The following is a 21,045-nucleotide window of genomic DNA, read 5'->3' on the forward strand; positions in this document are numbered from 1 at the left end:
GTCACGCTCCTCTTCTCGGTCAGCGGCTCGGTCAGCGTTGGCGTAACCGTAAAAGCCGCTTGTTCCGGGAAAAGGCTTGTGATCGTTCTGCTCAGCGATTGGGCGGGCGGGACGAATCCGAGGTGGCGCCGGAGACTCCGATGGTGGCCGTGTACGCCCGATCCCACTCGCCGTCGCGCAGCCAGCGGGTGATCAGGGTGTTGAGGTGGTCGCGGAAGGCGGTGTCCTCTTTGCGGACGCCCATCCCGTACGGCTCGCGCCCGAACGGCTTGCCGACCAGTCGCAGCGAGTCGCGGTTCTGGGCCAGCAGGCCGAGCAGGATGGTGTCGTCGGTGCTGAGGGCGTCCACGCGCCCGGCCAGCAGCGCGGGCACGCAGATGCTGTAGGCGTCGACGATCTCCAGGCCGGCCTTGGGCACCATGTCGCGCAGGCGGTCGACGGAGGTGGAGCCGGTCGCCGTGCAGACGGTCTTGCCGGCCAGGTCCGTCACGCCGTTGATGGTCGAGTCGCCGGACCTGACCAGCATGTCCTGCCCGGCGTAGTAGTACGGATCGGTGAAGGAGACCCGCTGGGCGCGGGCCGGCGTGATCGAGTAGGTGGCGATGACCAGGTCGACCACGCCCTGGGCCAGGAAGTTCTCCCGCTCGCGTGAGACGGTCTCGACGAAGCGGATGTTGCGCTCGCTGCCGGTGAGGTCCTTGGCGATCAGCCGGGCCATCTCCGCGTCGAAGCCGGTGATCCGGCCGCTGGCCGGGTCCTTGTAGCCGAACATCGGCTGGTCGAACTTGATGCCCACGGTGAGCACGCCGCGGTCCCTGACGCGCGCCATCGTGGAGCCCTCAGGGAAGGGGTCCGCGTCGCCACAGCCCGAGGGCAGGAGGCAGACCAGCGCCACCGCGAACAGCGTCCTGAGCCTGCTCACCGTACGCGGTACCGGTGCTGCGGCCGCCCGGTCGGCCCGTACCGGGGGCGGCCCTCGACCAGGCCGCGCTCGGCCAGGTGCTCCAGATAGCGGCGGGCGGTGGCCCGGCTGACGCCGATGATCTCGGCCAGTTCGTGCGCCGAGGCGTCCTCCTCGACCTCCGACAGCGCGTCCAGGACCGTCTGCTCGGTCGCGGCCGAGATGCTCTTCGGGCGGGCGCCCTGGTCGAGGTGGAGCGAGCGGAAGATCCGGTCGATCTCCTGCTGCTCGGCGAAGCGGCCGCCCGACTCGAACTGCTCGGCCGTGGCGGCGTAGCGTAACAAGGTCTGCTCCAAGGTGCCCGCCCTGGTCGGTTTGACCAGGTAGTACAGGGCGCCGCGCTGCATGGCCGCGCGTACCGTGGCCGACTCCTTGCGTCCGGAGATCACGATGATGTCGGCGGGCGGCTGGTCGGGCCGCCGCAGCCGATGCGCGACCTCCAGGCCGGGCATGTCCGGAAGGTGCAGGTCGAGCAGGACGAGCCGGGGCGCGAACCGGCCGGCGGCGGCCAGCGCCGCCTGCCCGGTGTGCGCGATTCCCACCACTCTGAACCCGAGCACCCGGTTCACCTGCGCGTGCAGCGCGGCGGTCACGACCGGGTCGTCGTCCACGATGAGAACGGTGATGTCCCTTGTGTCAGGCATCGCCACGCTCCTCGTTCAACTGGCAGATCTCAGCAGCCTAGGTGGCTTTTATCACAAAAGATCGACTTTTGCGCGTTCTGCTCACCGGGAACCGGCGCGCGCGCTCGTTCGCTCCTAGTCTGTAGCCCGACGACTGTGGGGAGGAACGACGCCCGTGCGATGGCTGCTCGCGGTGACGGCCCTGTGGACGCTGCTCGGACTGCTGCCCCTGGCCCTGCTCACCTCCTCCAGCATCAGCCTGTCGGAGCAGACGGTGAGCGGCGAGGTCCGCGACCGCGTCAAGACCACCGCGTCGGTGAGCCGCGTCGTGGTCGAGCAGCAGATGGACTCGCTCAAACAACTCGTCACCGCCTTCGCGCAGCGCGGGCAGGTGCGCGACGCGGTCGGCGAGACCGAGCCCGGCACCCTGCGTGACTGGCTCGGCGAGCTGCAGCGGCTGCGCGACGGCGTCAGCGGGCTGATCCTGATCTCGCCCGAGGGCGGCATGCTGGGCGCCGAGCCACCGGCCGTGCTGCCCCAGGACATCACCAGCACCGACTGGTATCCCGCCGTGCGCGACCGGCGACAGGCGCACGTCTCGCAGGCGTACACGCCCACCATGGTCGGCGTCTCCAGGGCCGTCGCGGTGGCCGCGCCCATCCCGAGCGCCGACGGCGCGCGCATGCTCGGCATGCTCGCGGTCGTCTACAGCCTGGACGCCATCCAGGAGTTCGCCGAGGAGGCGGCCGACGCGCAGGGCATCCGGCTGCTGATCACCGACCGGGCCGGCGTCCTCGTCGCCGACTACAACAGGAAGCTGTACGCCCTCACCTCCCTGCGCGAGGACCCCCGCGTGGACGCCGCGCTCGCCGGCCGGGAGTGGAACGGCGAGTTCCGCGGCATCGACGGCACCGTGCTGTCGGCCTCGGAACCCATCCCCGGCATCGGCTGGACGGTCACCGCCGAGGTGCCCGCCGAAGCGGCGCTGGCCTCGGCCGCGCGGCTGCGCACGAACGTGCTCACCGTCGCCGCCCTGCTGGCCCTGCTCATCCTCATCGGCCTGGGCCTGCAGATCCACAGCACGCACGGCCGCCGCCGGGCGCAGGCCACGCTGGCCAGGTACGCCGCCGAACTGGCCACCGCCAGGGACGAGGCGGTCAGCGCCTCCAGCGCGAAGTCGGAGTTCGTGGCCAAGATCAGCCACGAGATCCGGACCCCGATCAACGGCGTTCTCGGCATGAACTCCCTGCTCATGGGCACCCGCCTCGATGACGAGCAGCGCCACTACGCCAGCACCGCCCACGAGTCGGCCCACAACGTGCTGCGGCTGCTCGACGACTTCCTCGATCTGTCCCGCATCGAGGCGGGCCATCTGCAGGTGGACGCGGTGCCGTACGACCTGCCGCGGCTGTGCGACGAGGTGGTGGCGCCGTTCGCCCCCTACGCCTACGGGCAGGGGCTCTGGCTCACGCTGCGGCTCGACGAGAACGTGCCCCGGCAGGTCGAGGGCGACCCGGCGCGGCTGCGCCAGGTGCTGACGAACCTGGTCGGCAACGCCATGAAGTTCACCGTCCAGGGCGGCGTGGACCTGCACGTCACCCTCGACGAGGGCGAGCCGGGCGAGGACCAGGTGGTGCTCAGGTTCGCCGTCGCCGACACCGGCATCGGGGTGGGCCCCGGCGACCGCGAACGGGTCTTCGGCGTCTTCCGCCAGGTCGACTCGCCCATCACGCGCAGGACCGGTGGCAGCGGGCTGGGCCTGGCCATCAGCCGCCAGCTCATCGAGCTCATGGGCGGCCAGATCGGGCTGGACAGCGTGGAAGGGGTCGGCAGCCGCTTCTGGGCGACGCTGCCGGTCGAGGTCGTGACGTGGTCCGAGCCCGGGGCCGGGGCGCTGGAGGGACGGCGCGCGCTCGTCGCCGACCCGCGCCCCGAGGACCGGGGGCTGGCGGGGCGGTTCCTGAAGCACGCGGGGCTCGTCGTGGAGGAGGCCGGGGACGAGGACTCCGCCCTGGCGCTGCTGCGCGCCGCCGCCTCGGAGGGGGAGCCGTACGAGCTGGCGGTCGTCGCCCTGGATCTCGGCACGACCGTCGACGAGCCCGAGGCGTCGCGTTCGCTGGCGCACGCGATCATCACCGACCCGCTGCTCCAGGCCACCAGCGTCATCGTCGTGGTCACCCCGGGCCGGGCCGGGTTCGCCTGGCCGGTGGCCGCGGGGGAGCGGGCCGTGCAGTCCATCACTCGGCCGCTCAGCCGCCGCCGTCTGCTCGCCGCCGTGGAGAACGCCCTGGTCGGCGAGAGCCCCGGTGAGCCGCGCGAGGGGACGCAGGCCGTCGGCAAGGCGGGCGGCGCGCGCATCCTGGTGGCCGAGGACGACGAGGTGAGCCGCCAGGTGGCGGTGATCATCCTGGGTCAGGCCGGGCACGAGGTCGAGGTGGTCGACAACGGCGAGCAGGCCGTACGCGCCGTGCTGGGCGGCGGCTACGACCTGGTCTTCATGGACTGCCAGCTCCCCGTCCTGGACGGCCTGGCCGCCACCGAGGAGATCAGGACCCGCGAAGAGGTGCACACCCCGATCATCGCGATGACCGCCGCGGCGATGCCGGACGACCGCATCCGGTGCCTGGAGTCCGGCATGGACGATCACCTGGCCAAGCCCGTGGACTGGCCGCGCGTGCTGGCCATGATCCCGGAGTGGACGGCCTCGGCCGGGCTCCCGCCCGAGCTGGCCGGGCTGTCGGCGGAGGCGCTGGCGCAGATCGGGCAGGCGTACCTGACCACGGCCGGGCCGGCGTTCGAGGAGCTCAGGCGCTCCGCGCGCAAGGGCGACCTGGCGACCACGGCCGGGGTCGCGCACCGGCTCAAGGGCGCCTGCGCGACGGTCGGCGCCACCCGCGAGGCCGCCCTGTGCCAGCGCGCCGAGGACCTGGCGCGGGCGGGGATCCTCGTGGACGACGCGCTGCTCGACGAGCTGGACGGGCTGCTCAAGGAGACCCCGGCCTGGATGAACGGCTCCGGCTGAGATCAGCCCGCGGGCGGGTAGATCGCGATGGCGGCGGTGAGGACGAAGGCCGTGATGTCCTCGACGTGGCGGCTGCTCCGGGCCGTCATCTCCGGCCGCGGCTCCTCCGGCGTGGCCAGGACGTGGGTGAGCAGCCCGCCCAGCAGGGTGTCGAGGATGAGCGCAGGGGACGCCTGCTCGCCCAGCTCGCCCCGGGCGATGGCGTGGCGCACGATGGCGCGGGCCTGCAGCGCCCTCGTGTGCCTGATGCCGCCCGCCAGTTCGGCGAACAGGCCGGGATGGGCGCGGGCCTCGACGTGCAGGCGCAGGCCGGCGAGCCCGTACGGGCCCAGGTAGTGGTCCATGGTGGAACGTGCCAGGGCGCGCAGGTCCTCGCGGAGGGTGCCGGTGTCGATGACGGCCTCGGGCGGCAGCAGAGCCGCCTTCATGGCGTCGGCGACCAGCCGGTCGCGGGCCGGCCAGCGCCGGTAGATGGCCGCCTTGCCGATCCCGGCCCGCCGCGCGACCGCGTCGAGTGTGAACTTGGCCCAGCCGAGCTCCGCGTAGAGCTCGATCGCGGCCTGGAGCGCCTTGCGGTCGACCTCGGCGTCACGGGGCCGACCAGGACCGGTCGCGGGTTTGGGCGCGGTCGCTGTCTTGGGCACGGCGTCACCTCCACGCTGAACAGTAGTGACATCGCCGCCCCGCCGCCGGGGTAGCGTCAGGCCGACAGCACGAACCCTTCGTAGCCGTTCGCCGTCACCTCATCGCATTTCATGCGATAGGCCCCCACGCCGCCCACGTACGGCATGAACACCCGCGGCTTGCCGGGCACGTTGGCCCCCAGATACCAAGAGTCGGCCCGGGGGTAGAGCGTGTGTCCCGCGACCTCGCTGACGTGCGCCGTCCAGGCGTCCTCGGCCAGCGGGTCGGCGTCGATGGTCGCCACCCCCCGGGCCCGCAGCCGGTCGAGGCACTCGGCGATCCAGTCCACGTGCTGCTCGATCGAGACGATCATGTTGCTCAGCACCGACGGGCTGCCGGGGCCGGTGATCGTGAACAGGTTGGGGAACCCCGCCGTCATCAGCCCCAGGTACGTCCGCGGCCCGGCCGCCCACTTGCGCCGCAGCGACAGCCCGCCCTTGCCCGTGATGTCGATCCCGAGCAGCGGCCCCGTCAGGGCGTCGTAGCCGGTGGCGTAGACGATCATGTCGGCAGGGTGCTCGGCGGCGGCCGTGCGCACGCCGGTGGGCGTGATCTCCAGGATCGGGTCGCGGCGCACGTCCACCAGCGTCACCGTCGGCCGGTTGTAGGTGGCGTAGTAGCCGGTGTCGAGGCAGATCCGCTTGCTGCCGATCGGATGGTTCCGGGGCGAGAGCAGCTCCGCCACCCCCGGATCGGCGACGATCTCGCGGATCTTGGCACGGACGAACTCGGCGGCGAGCTCGTTGGCGTCCGGGTTGATCGCGAGGTCGCCGAAGGTGCCGACGAAGGCCAGGCCGCCCCGCGCCCAGCGGGCCTCGAACGCGCGGGCGCGCTCCGCCTCGGTGGCCGCCAGCGCCGAATCGGGGTTGGGGTCGGCCAGGATGCCGGCGGCGGACTCGCGCATGGTCGCGCGCAGCTCGGCGTAGCGGGCCTTGACCCAGGTCTGGTGGTCGGGTTCCAGGGGCCGGTTGCGGGCGGGCAGGCTGTAGTTCGGGGTGCGCTGGAACACCGTCACCCGCTCGGCCTGCCCGGCGATGATCGGGATGGCCTGGATGCCGGACGAGCCCGTGCCGATGACGGCGACCCGCCGCCCGGTGAAGTCGACGCCCTCGTGCGGCCAGCGGCCGGTGTGGTGGGTCGGGCCCTGGAAGGAGGCGGCGCCGGGGAAGTCGGGGACGCGGGCCGCCGACAGGCAGCCGACCGCCGTGATGAGGTGGCGGGCCGCCACCCGGTCGCCGCGGTCGGTCTCCAGCCGCCACAGGTTCGCCGTCTCGTCGTAGGCCGCGCGGGTCACCCGGGTCTCGAACACGATGTCGCGCCGTAGGTCGAAGCGGTCGGCGACGTGCTCGGCGTACAGGAGGATCTCGGGCTGGGAGGCGTAGCGCTCGCTCCACTCCCATTCCTGCTGCAGGTCGTCGGAGAAGGAGTAGGAGTACTGCATGCTCTCCACGTCGCAGCGGGCGCCGGGGTAGCGGTTCCAGTACCAGGTGCCGCCCACGCCGGCGCCCGTCTCGTACGCGCGGGCGGACAGGCCCAGGCCGCGCAGGCGGTGCAGCATGTACATGCCGGCGAAACCCGCCCCGACGACCACGGCGTCGAGGGTCATCGCAGGCTCCTGCCGACGGCGGCGGTGATCAGGTCGATCGCGGCGGCGCTGCCCGGCAGCACGTTGACCATGGTGAAGAAGGCGTGCATCTGGCCCTCGAACCGCCGGAACTCCACCGGCACCCCGGCCGCGCGCAGCCGCTCGGCGTACGCCTCGCCCTCGTCGCGCAGGACGTCGTACTCGGCGGTCAGGACGACGGCGGGCGGCAGGCCCGACAGGTCCGCGGCCCGCAGGGGAGAGGCACCGGGGTCCGCGCGCTCGGCGGGGTCGGGGGCGTAGTGGTCCCAGAAATAGATCATCGAGTCCCGGCTGAGCATGAGCTGGTTGGCCGGGTCGGAGTAGGAGGCGTTGTCCAGGTCGCAGTCCGTCACCGGGTAGACGAGCACCTGCAGCGTGATGGCCGGGCCGCCCTCGTCCCTGGCGCGCCTGGTCACGACGGCCGACAGGTTGCCGCCCGCGCTGTCGCCGGCCACGATGATCGGCAGGCCCGGCATGGTGGCGGCGGTCCAGAGCAGCGCGGCGTAGGCGTCCTGGGCGGCGGCCGGGTAGCGGTGCTCGGGGGCCAGCCGATAGTCCACCAGGACGACCGCGCAGCCGGTGCGGTGCGCCAGCTCCCTGGCCAGGGTGTCGAACTCGTCGAGGGAGCCGATGACCCAGCCGCCGCCGTGGTAGTAGACGATCACGGCCCTGGGCTCGGGGGTGGGCAGCAGCACGCGGGCCGGGAACGAGCCGCCGTCCGCCGCCTCGATGCGGACGTCGTCGACCTGGGCCATGTCGGGGCCCTTGCCGAACAGGTCGCTCAGCGCGCGGGTCATCGCGCGCGCCTCCAGGGGCGTCATCTCGTGCAGCGGCTTGCCGCCCATCTCGCCGAGCTGCTGCAGGAACCGGGCTGTCGCTTCGTCAAGGGACATGCGCGTCACCTCATGGGCCGGGTCCCTCAACGTAAAATGCCTGGTGCATCCCGTCAACGGACGAAAGTTGTCCGGTTTTGATGGCGGTTTCCCGCCATCCAGGCAGGCGGTCCGCCCCCATGGTGTCCGGCCCGGCGGCTGCCTAGCGTGGTGCGACGTGATCAGTCTGAAGGGTTTGACCAAACGGTACGGCGACCGGCTCGCGGTCGACGACCTGTCACTGGAGCTGAGACCGGGCGCCGTGACCGGGTTCCTCGGGCCGAACGGGGCCGGCAAGTCGACCACGATGCGCCTGATCCTCGGCCTCGACCGGCCCACCTCGGGCAGCGCGCTCGTGGGCGGGGTGCCGTACCGGCGGATCAGGAACCCGCTGCGCACCGTCGGCGCGCTGCTCGACGCGCGGGCCCTGCACCCGGGCCGCAGCGGCCACGCCCACCTGGTGGCGCTGGCCCGGAGCAACGGCATCGCGCGGCGCCGGGTGAGCGAGGTGCTGGAGACGGTCGGGATGGCGGGCGCGGCCCGCAAACGCGCGGGCACCCTGTCCCTGGGCATGAGCCAGCGGCTCGGGATCGCGGCGGCGCTGCTGGGGGACCCCGAGGTGCTGATGTTCGACGAGCCGGTCAACGGGCTCGACCCCGACGGGGTGCGCTGGGTGCGCGGTCTCATGCGCTCGCTGGCCGCCGAGGGCCGCACCGTCTTCGTCTCCAGCCACCTCATGAGCGAGATGCAGCTCACCGCCGACCACCTCGTGGTGATCGGCAAGGGCCGGCTCATCATGGACGCGCCGCTCGGCGAGGTCATCGCGGGCAGCTCGCTGACGGCCGTGCTGGTCCGCAGCCCGCACGCCGGCGACCTGGCCGTACGGCTGCGGGCCGAGGGTCTCCGGGTGGACCGGCTCGGCGAGAACGAACTGGAGGCCACCGGCGCCGCCGTCGAACGGGTCGGTGACCTGGCGCACGAGGCCGGGATCAGGCTGCACGAACTGCGTACCAGGGAGGCCTCGCTGGAGCAGGCCTACCAGGAGCTGACCTCGGGCAGCGTCGAATACGGGGCGGGGAGATGAGCATGGTGTGGCAGGCCGTCGCGGCCGAGTGGGGCAAACTGTGGTCGGTCAGGTCCACGTGGTGGTGCCTGGCCTGCGCGCTGGCGCTGACGGTGCTGACCGCGGTCACGCTGGGCGGCTCCATGGCCACCTCTCTGGTGCGGGAGGGGATCACCGGGGTGACGGTGACGGCGAGCGAGCCCGTGGTCTCGGCCACCTCGTTCGTGCAGTTCGCGCTGGTCGCCCTGGCCATGCTGACGATCACCTCGGAATATGCCTCCGGCGGCATCCGGGTCACCCTGCAGGCCACGCCCGTGCGCGGGGTGGTGCTGGCGGCCAAGGCGCTCGTGGTGGCGCCGGTGATGTTCGCCGCGGGGGTGCTGTCCGGCGCGGTGGCGACGGCGGCCGTCTACGCGGTGCTGTCGGCGGAGGTGTTCGGCGGGCTCGTCGGCCTGCCGGTCGGCGAGGTGACGCTCGACCTGCTGGGCGTCGGCGTGTTCTTCGGGCTCGTGTCGGTGCTGACGGTGGGGGCGGGCGCCGCGATGCGCAGCGCGGCCGGCACGCTTACCGTGGTGTTCATGCTGCTCATGGGCCTGCCGCTGATGCTGCTGATGACCGGGAGCCAGGTGGCGGTGGACGCGTCGATGCGCATGCCGATGTTCGCCGGGCTGGCGTTCATGGGCAGCACGGACAACATGACCGGCGGGCCCATTCCGTACTCGGCGGGGGAGGGGCTGGCATGGCTGCTGGCCTGGACGGCGCTGGCCGTGGCGGCGGGCCACGCCGTACTGCGCCGCCGCGACGCCTAGACTCGGCGCCCGTGTCAGGCGGCAGAATCGCGCGGGTGCCGGCCGGGGTTCTCCTGGGCGTGGCTCTCGGTCTCGTCGAGCTGGTCTTCGTCTGCGTGGCGGGGCCCGCGGCGCTCGTTCCCGCGCTCCGGCCCGCCGTCGCGCGCGGGGTGGCCGCGCTGACGGCACTGGAACGGGCGCGGTTGTCGCGGTGGCTCGGCCACGAGACGACCCGTCAGGACGGCGGCCTCGCCTTCCTCGCCGCGCGCGCCGCGGTGGGCCTTCTGGGCGGGTACGTCTGCGCGGCGACCCTGTTCCTGGGCGGCCTGCTGCTGTTCGGTGGGTTCTGGGACCTGCTGTGGGGCGCGGGCGAGGCGGTGCCGGTGAACCTGCCCGGCGTCAGGATCGTCACCAGTGCCTGGGCGCTGGGCCTGTCCGGCGGGACGGTGCTGCTGGCCGTGGCCGTCCTCATGATCGTGGGCCAGGCCGCCCTGGAACGGCGGCTGGCCGACCACTTCCTCGGGCCGGGCAGCCAAGAGCTGATGCGCCGGCGCATCGCCGAGCTGACCGCGACCCGGTCGGGCATCGTCAAGGCGGTGGACGAGGAACGGCGCAGGATCGAACGCGACCTGCACGACGGGGTCCAGCAGCGCGGCGTGGCCCTCGCCATGCTCCTCGGCCGCGCCCGCCACACCGCCGACCAGGACCGGACCGATCGGGATGATGCCGGCCAGGATCGGACCGGCCACGACCGGACCGGCCAGGACGGTGCGCGCCGGGACAGGACCGCTGAGCTGATCGCGCAGGCCTATGCCGAGTCGCGCCAGCTCCTCGACGAGTTGCGCAGTGTGGCGTGGCGGATCTACCCGACCGCGCTGGACGAGCTGGGGCTGCGGGCCGCGCTCGCGGGTGTCGCCGAGCGGTCCAGCGTGCCGGTGACCGTACACGACGGGCTGACCGGCCGGCCCGTCTCCGAGATCGAGACCGCCCTGTACTTCGTCACCCGCGAGGCGATCACCAACGCGGTCAAGCACGCCGGCGCGCGTGACATCCTGGTCGTGCTGAGCGAGGACGAACGGACGGTGAGCGTGGCGATTTCAGACGACGGCGCAGGCGGCGCCGACCCCGCGGGCGGTGGCCTGTCCGGGCTGGCCCGCCGCATCCTGGCGCTCGACGGGACGTTCACCGTCGACAGCCCCGCCGGTGGCCCCACCAGGGTCGCCGCCACGCTGCCGAAGGCGCCACCGTGCGGCTGATCCTGGCCGACGACTCCGTGCTGCTGCGCGAGGGCCTGACCCGGCTGCTCGACGACGCCGGTCACGAGGTCGTCGCCGCCGTCGCGGACGCGCCCGCGCTGATCGACGCGGTCGAGCGGCACCGGCCCGACGTGGCCGTGATCGACGTACGCATGCCGCCCACGCACAAGGACGACGGGCTGCGGGCCGCACTGGAGATCCGCGAGCGTCTGCCGGGCGTCGGGGTGCTCGTTCTGTCGCAGTACGTCGAGCCGCACTACGCCGCCCGGCTCCTGGCCGGATCCACCGAAGGGCTCGGCTACCTGCTCAAGGACCGGGTGTCGGAGGTGGCCGAGTTCCTCGACGCGCTCGACCGGGTGCGCGCGGGCGGCACGGCGTTCGACCCGGAGGTCGTACGGCAACTCCTGGCCCGCACCACCCACGGCGACCCGCTGAGCAGGCTGAGCCCCCGCGAGGGTGAGGTGCTGCGCCACCTCGCCCAGGGGCTGATGAACACGGCCATCGCCGAGCGCCTGCACGTCTCGCTCAGCACGGTGGAGAAGCACGTGAACGCCATCATGGACAAACTCGACCTACCCAGCGACCCCGGCTACAGCCGCCGCGTACTCGCGATCCTGCACTACCTGAAAAACTGACCTGCCACGCCCACGGCGACCCGAGCCGCGCACGGCGACCCGAGCCGTCATGGGCGGAGCGAGCCGAGTCGGCCTCTCCATCTCCCGTCCTTCAAAAAGGACCCCGCCGAAGTGCGGCGGAGAGAGGAAGAGAGGACCTCCAGGGCGAGCCGGGTCGTTAGGTGCGCCTGGTGAACGGGCTGTCGATCTCGTCGCCCCTGATCAGCCGGTCCAGGTTCTCCCGCATCGTCTGGCCGTCGTTCAGATGCGGGAACGGCTCCCCTTCCGGTACGTCCACGCCCAGGAACCGGCAGAGCGGCTCCCACCCCTCCCGGACGTCGAACACCAGCAGCCGCTCCGGGGGCAGGCTCGCCCGCACGTTGGCGGAGTGCCGTTCGAACGCCGCCACCGCGCTCTCCTCGTCGGGCAGGCCCTCCCTGAACGGCCGGTCGGTGTCGAACATCGTCCGGGAGATGTGGTCGAGCACAGGGCTGAGCCGCTGCATGTTCTCCCAGACGCCCGCCACCTCGGCCGGCATGTCGTCGGGCAGGTCTCGCTGAGGGCCGGCGGCGAGGAGCGTCTGCATGCTGGCGTACCAGGCGTGCGGGTCGCGTACGGTGAGCACGACCTTGGCCTCCGGGTACGCCTCGGCCTGCTCCCGCCAGAAGGCGGAGGCCGGCCAGTCGGTCGCGGATCGGTAGCCCTCGAAGACGTGGTCCCAGTCGACCTTGACGCCCTCGGCCAGCGGCAGCCATCGGTCGACGAGCCCAGGGTTGGTCATGATGTCGAACATGTGGTGACAGGGGCCGAATCCGAGGCGCTCCAGCGCCGCCTTCATCGAGCTGGTGCCCGTACGCGGGAATCCCGCGCCTATGACGGATAACATATTGCACCTCCATGGATGATCTACCTCATAGAGGGCGAGCGCGCGGGTAAGTGTGACAGGGCGCGGCGGATCGGTCCCGATGGCGCCGCGGTAAGGAGACACTCACATGACCGTCATGCTGGCCGACGGGCGCCCGATGCCGCGTCTGGGGCTGGGCACCTGGCCCATGGACGACAACGAGGCCCGCCAGGCCGTGACCCATGCCGTCTCGCTCGGCTACCGGCTGATCGACACCGCGGCCGCGTACGGAAACGAGGCCGGTGTCGGCGCCGCCGTGGCGCAGGCGGGCGTGCCGCGCGAGGACCTGTTCGTCACCACGAAGCTGCGCGGCTCGCACCACGGATACGACGCGGCCATGCGCGGCTTTGAGGAGAGCCGCGTCCGGCTCGGCCTCGACTACGTGGACCTCTTCCTGATCCACTGGCCGCTGCCGGACCGCGACCTGTACGCCGACACCTGGCGCGCCTTCGTGCACCTGCGCGAGCAGGGCCTGGCCCGTTCGATCGGCGTCTCCAACTTCACGCCCGCGCAGATCGAGCGGCTGGCCGGGGAGACCGGCGAGTGGCCCGTCGTCAACCAGGTCGAGCTGCACCCCGGCTTCGCGCAGGACGACCTGCGGGCCTGGCACGCCGGGCACGGCATCGTGACCGAGTCGTGGAGCCCGCTCGGCGCCGGGTCCGACCTGCTCGGCGAGCCGGCCGTCGCCGACGTCGCCGTGGCCCACGGGCGTACTCCGGCGCAGGTGGTGCTCCGCTGGCACCTGCAGCTCGGCGCCGTGCCCATCCCCAAGTCGGGCGACCCGGATCGTATGCGGCAGAACTTCGAGGTGTTCGACTTCAGCCTGTCGGAGGAGGAGATGACCCGCCTCGGGGGCCTCAACGGCGGCCGTATCGGTGGTGACCCGGACACGCACGTCGAGCTCTAGGACAGGCGCTTCCGGCGGCGGGTCAGCAGGACGGCGAGGGCGGCCAGGAGCAGCCACGACGACGTCATGGCGATGAGCCAGGTCCAGCCCGCGTGGCCGTACACGATGCCGCCCGCCGTGCCGCCCACGCCGCTGCCCAGGTAGTAGCACAGGGTGTAGACCCCGGCGGCGCGGCCGCGGGCCTCCGGGGGCGCTTCGGCGGTGACCCAGGCGTTGGCGATGGCGTGGGCGGCGAAGAACCCGGCGGTCAGGACGGCGAAGCCGATCGCGATGACCGGCAGCGACGGGTGAGCGGTCAGCACGGAGCCCGCTACGGTGACGAGCAGCGCGGTGACGAGCGCCGGCGTACGCCCCATACGACCCGCCAGCCGTCCGGCGGCGGCCGAGGAGGCGGTGCCCATGGCGTACGAGAGGAAGACCAGGGAGGCGGCGGCCGGCGCGAGCGAGAGCGGCGGCTCGGCCAGCCGGAACCCGGCGGCGTTGTACAGCGCCACGAACGCCCCCATGGCCATCGCCCCCACAACGACCGGCCCGGCCAGCCCCATCCCCATCCGGCCACCCGCCGCGCGCCCGTCACGCGACCCGTGCCCCTCCTCGCGCGGCTGCCGGGGGTCGTCGCGCGGCAGCGTCACCACCGTGAATACCGCGCACACCAGCGACACCCCGGCGACCGCGGCCATGGAGCCCTGCCAGCCCAGTGGCCCGGCCGCGAATCCGGCGCCCAGCCTGCCCAGCATCCCGCCCACCGAGTTGCCCGCGATCATGGCCCCCACCGCGCCCGCGAGCCGCCCGGGGCCGACCTGATCGGCCAGGTACGCCGCCGCCACCCCCGCGAACCCGGCGATCGCCACCCCCTGCACGCCCCGCATCACGAGCAGCACCGGAAAGGACGGCGCCAGCGGCAGCAGCAGCCCGATCACCGCCGACACCACCACCGACCAGACGATCACCCGCCGCCGCCCGGCCAGCCCGGCCACCCAGGCCAGCGGCAGCACCGCCACCGCCAGCGACGCCGTCGCCACCCCGATGGCCAGCGAGGCGCTGCCAGGATCCAGCCGGTACGCGGCCGCGAGCTGCGGCAACACCGGCTGCGGCGCGTACAGCAGGGCGAACGACGACAGCCCGGCCGACGCCACGGCCGCACTGACCCGCGGCGTGCCGACCCGGGGAGCCTCGATTACCACCACGCCCACAACGCTAAGCAGTGCTAATAAATACGTCTAATACGGGAATGGGCGATAATTCATACCATGACGTATGAGTCCGACGACCAGCTCGCCGCCCGCCTCGCCCCTGCCCTGGCGCTGCTGGCCGCCGTCGGCGAGACCGGTCACGTGACCCGGGCGGCCGAACTCCTCGCCATCCCCCAGCCCACTGCCAGCCGCCGCCTCGCCGCCCTGTCGGACCTGGTGGGCGCCCCGCTGGTCCTGCCGTCGGGCCGTGGCATCCGCCTGACCAGGGCGGGACGCATGCTGGCCGCCGCCTCCACCCGCGCCCTCGGCGCCATGACGGCCGCCGCCAGGGAGGTCCGCGAGGAGATCGACCCGGGCAGCGGCCGCGTCGTCCTCGGGTTTCTGCACCTGCTCGGCCGTACGCTGGTGCCGTCCCTGATCGGCGGTTTTCGCGCGGGCAACCCGGCCATCCGCTTCAGCCTCGTGCAGGGCTCGCGCCAGGACATGCTCCGCGGCCTGCGGGAGGGCGAGATCGACCTGGTCTTCGCCGCCCCCATGCCCCTGGACGACCCCGACCTGGCCAGCAGCCCCCTCGCCGACCAGGAACTGGTCCTGTCGGTCCCGCCCTCCCACCGCTTCGCCGCCCGCAAACGGGTACGGGCCGCCGAGCTGGCCGGCGAGGAACTGGTGACCCTCGAACACGGTTACGGCCTGCGCCAGATCACCGACGACCTGTGCGCGGCGGCCGGGTTCGAGCCGCGCATCGCCTTCGAGGGCCAGGAGTCGGAGACCGTGCGCGGCCTGGTGGCGGCGGGCCTGGGCGTGGCCGTCCTGCCCCGCTCCGACCAGGCTCTCACCGGGGGAGTGGTGGAGATCCCGCTCTCGCCGGCCGTGTACAGGACGATTGGTATGAGCTGGCCCGCCCAGGAACGCCTCACCCCGGCGGTCCGCGCCTTCAGAGATCATGCCCTGTCCGGCCGCACACCCCTCGGCCCCGGCTTCCGCCCCAACCTCGCCCCATGACGAACGCCCGTGACCTCGGGCCATGGCGAACGGTCCTAACCTCGTCCCATGACGAATGACGGTGACGCGGGCGTTCCCGGCTCGCTGGCGAGGGTGCTGGCGGACGTGACGGCCGAGCGCGCGGCCCAGGACGCGATGTGGGGCATGCAGGTGCTGCCGGACGGGACCGGCTCCGCGGGCACGGTGACCGAGTCCGACCGGGCCAGGCTGGAGACGGAGACGGCCGCCAGGGACGGGGCGCTGACCTGGCGGCACATCCTGGCGGAGGAGGTCATGGAGGCGTTCGCGGAGTCCGACCCCGACCGCCTGCGCGCCGAGCTGATCCAGGTGGCCGCCGTGGCGGTCAAATGGACCCAGTCCCTCGACCGCCGCAGATCCTCTACACCAGATCGACGACCCTGACCACCACTGTTGAACATGCCGCCGGTCACGACCAGACGCGCCGCCGGGCCTGCCGCAGGAACTCCTCCAGCGGCAGGTCCTCCGCGTCCGTCTCCGGCCCCGGCTCGGGTCGTGGCCGGGCCAGCCGGGCGGTGATCGCCTGCCGGCCCTCCCAGGCGAGGTAGAAGCGCGCCGCCTCGTCCCCCAGGGGCCCGCTGGCGTTCTCACGGAAGACCGTCACCCCGTCCTGGCCACCGACGGCGAAGACGGCCCGGTGCGGGAACAGGCGCAGGCCGTTCGCGCCGTGGCCCTCGAGTCCCAGGCCGGTCAGCACCGCCGGCGTGCACCGCAACCACCAGCTACGGTCGGGGTTGAGCGCGCAGCCCAGGGACCAGGCGGCGATCTCCAGGACATCGGTCTCCGCGGCCCGGACCCGCACCTCCATGTCACGGTCGCTCCGGTCGTACAGCGAGCGCACCCCGAACAGCAGCCGCCGGCCCGTCCCGCCCGCCTGTCCGGCCAGGAGTTCCACGATGCGCCGCTCGCCGGAGCCGGCCCGCCGGACCTGCGGCCACACCTCGTCCAGGTCCACCGTGGCGCCGTCGTCGCGCAGTAATTCGTCCAGATCTTTCACGCGGTCTCCCGTCTGATGCACGGCGCCAAGAGTGCTACAAGTCATTGACGCGGCATTGATTCTGTGTAGAAGATTTCCCTACGAATGCGCCTGCGGGATGGGGACGGTCATGACGTCCGAGTCGTTCAACGCCAGTGTCCACCTTGTCGATCGCCAGGTCGAGGCGGGGCGAGGGGACCATATAGCGATCACCGGGCCCGCGGGCACGCTCACCTACGCCCAGCTCGCCGCCCACGTGGCGGAGCTGGCCACCGGCCTGCGCCTGCTCGGCATCAGGCCCGAGGAGCGGGTGCTGCTCGTCATGTCCGACCGCCCCGAGACCGCGATCACCATCCTGGCCGTGATGCGGATGGGCGCGGTCGCCGTACCGGTCTCGACCATGTACAACGGCGCCGAGCTGGGCACCCTGGTCCGGGACTCGCGGGCACGGGTCGTCGTCGCCACCCCGGAGTTCGAGCCGATCGTCCGCGAAGCCCTGCGCGACGCCCCCGACGTGGCGACGCTCATCCTCACGGACACACCGGACGACACCGACGCCCCCGCGCACCGCTGGGCCGACGTGCTCGCGAGCGGCCGGTCGGACCAGAGCGGCCGGTCGGACCGGACCGACCCCCCGTACGCCACCTGGCCCGACTCGCCCGCTCTCTGGCTCTACACCTCCGGCACCACCGGAGCCCCCAAGGCCGCCATGCACCGCCACGGCGCGATCAAGGACGTCTGTGACGGCTATGGCGACCAGGTGCTGGGCGTGCGCCCGGACGACCGCTGCCTGTCCGTGGCGCGCCTGTTCTTCGCGTACGGAATCGGCAACTCCCTGTTCTTCCCCCTGGCCGCCGGTGCCACCGCGATCCTCGACCCCGCCCGCCCCACCCCGGCCGGCGTGATCGCCAGGGTCATGGAGGAACGGCCCACCCTGTTCTTCGCCGGCCCCACCTTCTTCGCCGCCCTCCTCGCCTCCGACGCCCCTGACACCGCCTTCGCCTCGGTACGCCTGGCCGTCTCGGCGGGCGAGGCGCTCCCGGCCGAGATCTACCGCCGCTTCACCGCCCGCTTCGGCGTGGACATCATCGACGGCCTCGGCTCCACGGAGGCCCTGCACATCTTCGTCTCCAACCGCCCGGGCCAGGTACGCCCGGGCACGTCGGGCGTCCTGGTCCCCGGCTACGAGGCCAGGCTGCTCGACGACACCGGCGCCCCGGTCCCCGACGGCGAGCCCGGCCACCTGTACGTCCGCGGCGACTCGATCGCCACCGGCTACTGGTGCCGCACGGCCACCACCCGCCAGGTGTTCCAGGGCGAATGGCTGCGCACGGGGGACACCTACGTCCGCGAACCGGATGGTTTCTACCGCTGCCTCGGCCGCTCCAACGACATGATCAAGGCGGGCGGCATCTGGGTGTCCCCGATGGAGGTCGAGGCCCGGCTGCTGCAGCACGAGTCGGTCGGCGAGTGCGCCGTCGTCGCCTACATCGACGGCGAGGGCCTGGAGAAGCCGGTCGCCTGCGTGGTCTCCGCCCCGGGCCGCAGCGTCGACGCCGGCGAGCTCATCGGCTTCTGCAGGGAGGGCCTGGCCTCGTTCAAGCGCCCCCGTGAGGTGCTGGTCCTCGGCGAGCTGCCCAAGACGGCGACCGGCAAGATCCAGCGCGTGGTGGTCCGCCAGATCGCCGCCGACCTGCTGGGAAAGCGCCCTTAGTCAGGCAGGCGCGCCTGATCGGGAAAGCGACCGGCCCTCGTCTCGTAGATCGTGATGGCGAACGGCCGCGGCCCGGTCCGGTAGACCTGCTCGGTCACCCGTGACAGCGCCGCCTGCGCGTCCAGGTAGCCGTGCAGCCGCGTCGCCTCGGGCCACGGATGGACGGCAACGAGCACGCCGTCCGGCTCCAGCAGCGCGCTGAGCTGCGCGGAAGCCTGCCGCAACCGCTCGTGACGGCCCAGGTAGTAGAGGGTCTCGGAGCAGAACGCCAGGTCGAAGAGCCGTTCGGGCCGGTGGGTGAGGATGTCGGCCCGGATGAAGCGCACTCGCCCGTCGTCCGGCACCCGGGCGCGCGCCCGCATGAGCGCCCGCTCGGAGACGTCCACCCCGACGATCTCGGCCTCCGGGTACGCCGCCGCCAGCGCGTTCGTGAACACCCCCTCGCTGCAGCCCACCTCGATGATGCGCCGGTACGGCCTGGACGGCAGATGTTTGAGCGTGGACCGGTATTTCCGCTGCTCGTAGTCGTCGGTCGACAGCTTCCACGGGTCGGGGATCCGGTGCCGCCAGTCGAAGTAGCGGCGCAGGACCATCCCCTGCCCCCTGGGCGAGAGCAGGGACAACGACCGGAAGAACGTACGGTGCATGAGCTCGGGAAGGCTTGGCATGCGGCCTCTCTCGGTCGGGACGGAAGAGTCGTCCCGGGGCTTGAGGTGAAGTCGTCGCCGGAAGGGGATTCCCGCTATTGGCGGGGATAACGCCTGGTCATCCGCACATCGTGAACATCTTTAGGCCATGCTGTCACGCAGTTCCCGCTTGAGCACCTTCCCGGAGGCGTTCTTCGGCAGCGCGTCCACGAACACCACCCGTTTGGGCGTCTTGAAGGCCGCCAGCCGCTCCCGCAGGAACGCCACCAGCTCCTCGCCGGTCACCGCGGCGCCCTCGCGCAGCACCACCGCGGCGGGGAAGCGGGCGGCCGAGCGCCGCAGGAGGTCACCGATGGCGTGCTGACGGATCATGCGGGCACCCTTCGATCGCGCAGAACGATGTTCGGTGATCCTAACCCGCGAAAACCGCCGCCAGCCGCCGGTAGGAGTCCAGCCGCCGCTCCAGATCGAAGGTGTTCATCGTGACCAGCACCTCGTCGGCGCCGATCGTGTCGACGAGCGAGCCGAGCGCCACCGCGACCTCGTGCTCCGTCCCGTGGATCCGCCCCTTGAGCGACTCTTCCAGGTAGGCTCGCTCGCGGCCGCTCATCTCCAGCCCCGCGATCTCCCCGGCGGGCACGAGCGGCGCGAAGGCCCCGCTCGTCCGCGACCGGGCCGTGGACCACGCCTCGGGCAACTGCAGCAGCGCCGCCTCCGCGCTCGTCGCGCCCACCGCGACATTCACCGCCACCATCACGTACGGCTCCGCCGCCCACACCGACGCCCGGAACCCCGCCCGGTAGCGCGCCACGGCGTCCACCGCCCGCGACCCGGCCCCGATCACCATCGGCAGCCCGTGCGCCGCCGCGACGTCCGCCCCCGCCCCCATGGCCAGCACGAACACCTGCGGCCGCAGCCCCTCGGCGGGCAGCGCGTGCACGCCGGGATGCGCCGTCTGCGTGCCGGTGAAGTAGCCGAGCAACTCGCCGAGCTGGTCGCCGAACCCGTCCGCGGCGTCCTTCCCGTGCCCCAGCGCCCCGCGGATGCCGCCCGTGAAACCCACGGATCGCCCCAGGCCCATGTCCACGCGGCCCGGATGGAGCGCCTCCAGCACGCCGAACTGCTCGGCCACCACCAGCGGCCGGTGATTGGGCAGCATCACACCGCCGGTGCCCACCCGGATCCGCGACGTGGCCGCGGCCACGGCCGCCGCCAGCACCGTCGGCGCCGACCCCGCCACGCCGGGCACGCTGTGGTGCTCGGACACCCAGAACCGGTGGTATCCGAGCTCCTCGGCCTGCCGCGCGAACCGTACGGTCTCGCGCAGCGCCGCGGCCGGCGTCGAGCCCTGGCGGACGAGGGAACGGTCGAGAATCGAGTAGGCGGTCACGTACGGGTGCAACACACCCGGCCCCCGGATCAATCCAGCGGATCCCCGGGAACGCCGTCGTAGTACGCGAACAGCCGCGCGGCCAGCCCGTCGTCCAGGGGCAGCGGCACGCCGTCCACCCGGCCGACCGGCATCACGCCCCAGGAGTTGCAGAGGAACACCAGGTCGAACCCGGCCAGGTCGGCGACCCTCAGCGGCCGCCGCTCCTGGGGCACGTCCATGCGCTCCAGCAGCCGCATCGTGATGCCGTGCAGCATCGGCGCGTCCGGCCAGACCAGCCGGCCGTCCGCGAAGCCGCCCAGGTTCGTGATCGCGCCCTCGCTGATCAGGCCGTCGCCGGTGGTGAGGAGCGCCTCGTCGAAGCCCTCGCGGGTGACCGTACGCAGGATGTGGGCCTGCTGGAACCCCGACGCCTGCTTGATGTGCGCCAGGTAGCGCTGGTAGACGACGGGTTTCACGTTCAGCGGGCCTTTGAGCGGCTCGTGCGGGGCGGCCGCGGTGGCGATGACGCGCGGCCCGCCGGAGTCCATCACGTAGACCCGTACGCTCGCGTCCCGCAGGTCACCGAGCGCGGCCCTGATCGACTCCAGCACCTCCGCACGATCGGGCCCGGCGCCGAACAGCTCCCGGCCGGCCTCGTCGAGCCGCTCGAAGTGCAGCCCCAGGCCGCGTACCCGGCGGTCCCTGACCTGCATGGCGGTGAAGTGGCCGTAACGGGACTCCAGAAGACGGCGCGCGTCCTCGTCCATCAGCCTGCCCTCGATCGCGGCACGTTCGATCACGGCCA

21 protein-coding genes are annotated in these 21,045 nt (G+C 72.5%); 9 read left to right on the plus strand and 12 right to left on the minus strand.

The genetic code is table 11. The annotated features are described in order from the left end of the window. Positions 1 to 91 precede the first annotated feature (91 nt). Positions 92 to 922, minus strand: a complete 831-nt coding sequence (locus C4V41_RS32500; RefSeq protein ID WP_235030503.1) for a glutamate ABC transporter substrate-binding protein — start codon at positions 920 to 922, stop codon at positions 92 to 94. Beyond that, positions 919 to 1,605 (minus strand): response regulator, encoded by a 687-nt coding sequence (locus C4V41_RS32505; protein WP_103959784.1) that lies wholly within the window; start codon positions 1,603 to 1,605, stop codon positions 919 to 921. Before C4V41_RS32505 ends, C4V41_RS32500 begins: the two co-directional genes overlap by 4 nt. A gap of 154 nt (positions 1,606 to 1,759) precedes the next feature. Between C4V41_RS32505 and C4V41_RS32510 the strand changes: the two genes are divergently transcribed. Further along, the gene (locus tag C4V41_RS32510; RefSeq protein WP_103959785.1) at positions 1,760 to 4,606 is read left to right on the plus strand and encodes a hybrid sensor histidine kinase/response regulator; all 2,847 of its coding nucleotides are present in this window, start codon (positions 1,760 to 1,762) and stop codon (positions 4,604 to 4,606) included. Positions 4,607 to 4,608: 2 nt separating this feature from the next. Here C4V41_RS32510 and C4V41_RS32515 read toward each other — a convergent pair whose 3' ends face one another. Genes C4V41_RS32515 through C4V41_RS32525 form a run of 3 tightly spaced genes read right to left on the minus strand, consistent with a single transcriptional unit; the run spans position 4,609 to position 7,807 of the window. Beyond that, positions 4,609 to 5,250, minus strand: a complete 642-nt coding sequence (locus C4V41_RS32515) for a TetR/AcrR family transcriptional regulator (protein WP_103959786.1) — start codon at positions 5,248 to 5,250, stop codon at positions 4,609 to 4,611. Positions 5,251 to 5,306: 56 nt separating this feature from the next. Further along, positions 5,307 to 6,896, minus strand: a complete 1,590-nt coding sequence (locus C4V41_RS32520; RefSeq protein WP_103959787.1) for a flavin-containing monooxygenase — start codon at positions 6,894 to 6,896, stop codon at positions 5,307 to 5,309. Beyond that, positions 6,893 to 7,807, minus strand: a complete 915-nt coding sequence (locus tag C4V41_RS32525) for an alpha/beta hydrolase (RefSeq protein WP_103959788.1) — start codon at positions 7,805 to 7,807, stop codon at positions 6,893 to 6,895. The genes C4V41_RS32520 and C4V41_RS32525 overlap by 4 nt, the downstream gene beginning before the upstream one ends. A 157-nt stretch (positions 7,808 to 7,964) precedes the next feature. Between C4V41_RS32525 and C4V41_RS32530 the strand changes: the two genes are divergently transcribed. From C4V41_RS32530 to C4V41_RS32545, 4 genes are read left to right on the plus strand one after another with little or no spacing between them, the layout of a single operon-like run. Further along, a complete protein-coding gene (locus C4V41_RS32530) occupies positions 7,965 to 8,870 on the plus strand; it encodes an ATP-binding cassette domain-containing protein (protein ID WP_103959789.1) in 906 nt (301 codons plus the stop codon). Positions 8,871 to 8,872: 2 nt separating this feature from the next. Then, complete coding sequence (locus C4V41_RS32535) at positions 8,873 to 9,658, plus strand: ABC transporter permease (protein ID WP_103959790.1); 786 nt, start codon at positions 8,873 to 8,875, stop codon at positions 9,656 to 9,658. An 11-nt stretch (positions 9,659 to 9,669) separates the two neighbouring features. Continuing rightward, positions 9,670 to 10,893, plus strand: a complete 1,224-nt coding sequence (locus C4V41_RS32540; RefSeq protein WP_235030504.1) for a sensor histidine kinase — start codon at positions 9,670 to 9,672, stop codon at positions 10,891 to 10,893. Then, the gene (locus C4V41_RS32545) at positions 10,884 to 11,528 is read left to right on the plus strand and encodes a response regulator (RefSeq protein WP_103959792.1); all 645 of its coding nucleotides are present in this window, start codon (positions 10,884 to 10,886) and stop codon (positions 11,526 to 11,528) included. The genes C4V41_RS32540 and C4V41_RS32545 overlap by 10 nt, the downstream gene beginning before the upstream one ends. A 157-nt stretch (positions 11,529 to 11,685) precedes the next feature. Here the strand turns inward: C4V41_RS32545 and C4V41_RS32550 are convergent, their stop codons facing one another. Further along, positions 11,686 to 12,393, minus strand: coding sequence for a sulfotransferase family protein (locus C4V41_RS32550; RefSeq protein WP_103959793.1), 708 nt, complete (start codon positions 12,391 to 12,393; stop codon positions 11,686 to 11,688). Between the two features lie 106 nt (positions 12,394 to 12,499). Between C4V41_RS32550 and C4V41_RS32555 the strand changes: the two genes are divergently transcribed. Continuing rightward, a complete protein-coding gene (locus tag C4V41_RS32555; RefSeq protein WP_103959794.1) occupies positions 12,500 to 13,318 on the plus strand; it encodes an aldo/keto reductase in 819 nt (272 codons plus the stop codon). Here the strand turns inward: C4V41_RS32555 and C4V41_RS32560 are convergent. After that, positions 13,315 to 14,505: an MFS transporter gene (locus C4V41_RS32560; RefSeq protein ID WP_235030505.1), complete on the minus strand. Its 1,191-nt coding sequence runs from the start codon at positions 14,503 to 14,505 to the stop codon at positions 13,315 to 13,317. The genes C4V41_RS32555 and C4V41_RS32560 overlap by 4 nt on opposite strands. A 63-nt stretch (positions 14,506 to 14,568) precedes the next feature. Here C4V41_RS32560 and C4V41_RS32565 point away from each other — a divergent pair, with 63 nt between their 5' ends. Both C4V41_RS32565 and C4V41_RS32570 read left to right on the plus strand, forming a co-directional pair. Beyond that, positions 14,569 to 15,513 (plus strand): LysR family transcriptional regulator, encoded by a 945-nt coding sequence (locus C4V41_RS32565; protein ID WP_103959795.1) that lies wholly within the window; start codon positions 14,569 to 14,571, stop codon positions 15,511 to 15,513. Positions 15,514 to 15,561: 48 nt separating this feature from the next. Continuing rightward, positions 15,562 to 15,915 carry a hypothetical protein gene (locus C4V41_RS32570; protein ID WP_103959796.1) on the plus strand — a complete coding sequence of 118 codons (354 nt, stop codon included), beginning with the start codon at positions 15,562 to 15,564 and terminating at the stop codon, positions 15,913 to 15,915. 25 nt (positions 15,916 to 15,940) lie between these two features. Here the strand turns inward: C4V41_RS32570 and C4V41_RS32575 are convergent, their stop codons facing one another. Further along, the gene (locus C4V41_RS32575) at positions 15,941 to 16,528 is read right to left on the minus strand and encodes a hypothetical protein (RefSeq protein ID WP_146103875.1); all 588 of its coding nucleotides are present in this window, start codon (positions 16,526 to 16,528) and stop codon (positions 15,941 to 15,943) included. Positions 16,529 to 16,637: 109 nt separating this feature from the next. Here C4V41_RS32575 and C4V41_RS32580 point away from each other — a divergent pair, with 109 nt between their 5' ends. Then, complete coding sequence (locus tag C4V41_RS32580; RefSeq protein WP_103959941.1) at positions 16,638 to 18,221, plus strand: benzoate-CoA ligase family protein; 1,584 nt, start codon at positions 16,638 to 16,640, stop codon at positions 18,219 to 18,221. Here C4V41_RS32580 and C4V41_RS32585 read toward each other — a convergent pair. From C4V41_RS32585 to C4V41_RS32600, 4 genes are all read right to left on the minus strand, one after another. After that, the gene (locus tag C4V41_RS32585; RefSeq protein WP_103959798.1) at positions 18,218 to 18,889 is read right to left on the minus strand and encodes a class I SAM-dependent methyltransferase; all 672 of its coding nucleotides are present in this window, start codon (positions 18,887 to 18,889) and stop codon (positions 18,218 to 18,220) included. The two genes, C4V41_RS32580 and C4V41_RS32585, sit on opposite strands and share 4 nt — an antisense overlap. Positions 18,890 to 19,009: 120 nt before the next feature. Then, a complete protein-coding gene (locus C4V41_RS32590; RefSeq protein ID WP_327537481.1) occupies positions 19,010 to 19,240 on the minus strand; it encodes an AMP-binding enzyme in 231 nt (76 codons plus the stop codon). 40 nt (positions 19,241 to 19,280) lie between these two features. Beyond that, positions 19,281 to 20,273, minus strand: a complete 993-nt coding sequence (locus C4V41_RS32595; protein ID WP_200824380.1) for an MsnO8 family LLM class oxidoreductase — start codon at positions 20,271 to 20,273, stop codon at positions 19,281 to 19,283. Between the two features lie 14 nt (positions 20,274 to 20,287). Beyond that, positions 20,288 to 21,040, minus strand: a complete 753-nt coding sequence (locus tag C4V41_RS32600) for an aminotransferase class IV (protein WP_200824381.1) — start codon at positions 21,038 to 21,040, stop codon at positions 20,288 to 20,290. Between the last annotated feature and the right edge of the window lie 5 nt (positions 21,041 to 21,045).

Source organism: Nonomuraea solani (genome assembly GCF_900108335.1).
Lineage (GTDB): Bacteria > Actinomycetota > Actinomycetes > Streptosporangiales > Streptosporangiaceae > Nonomuraea > Nonomuraea solani.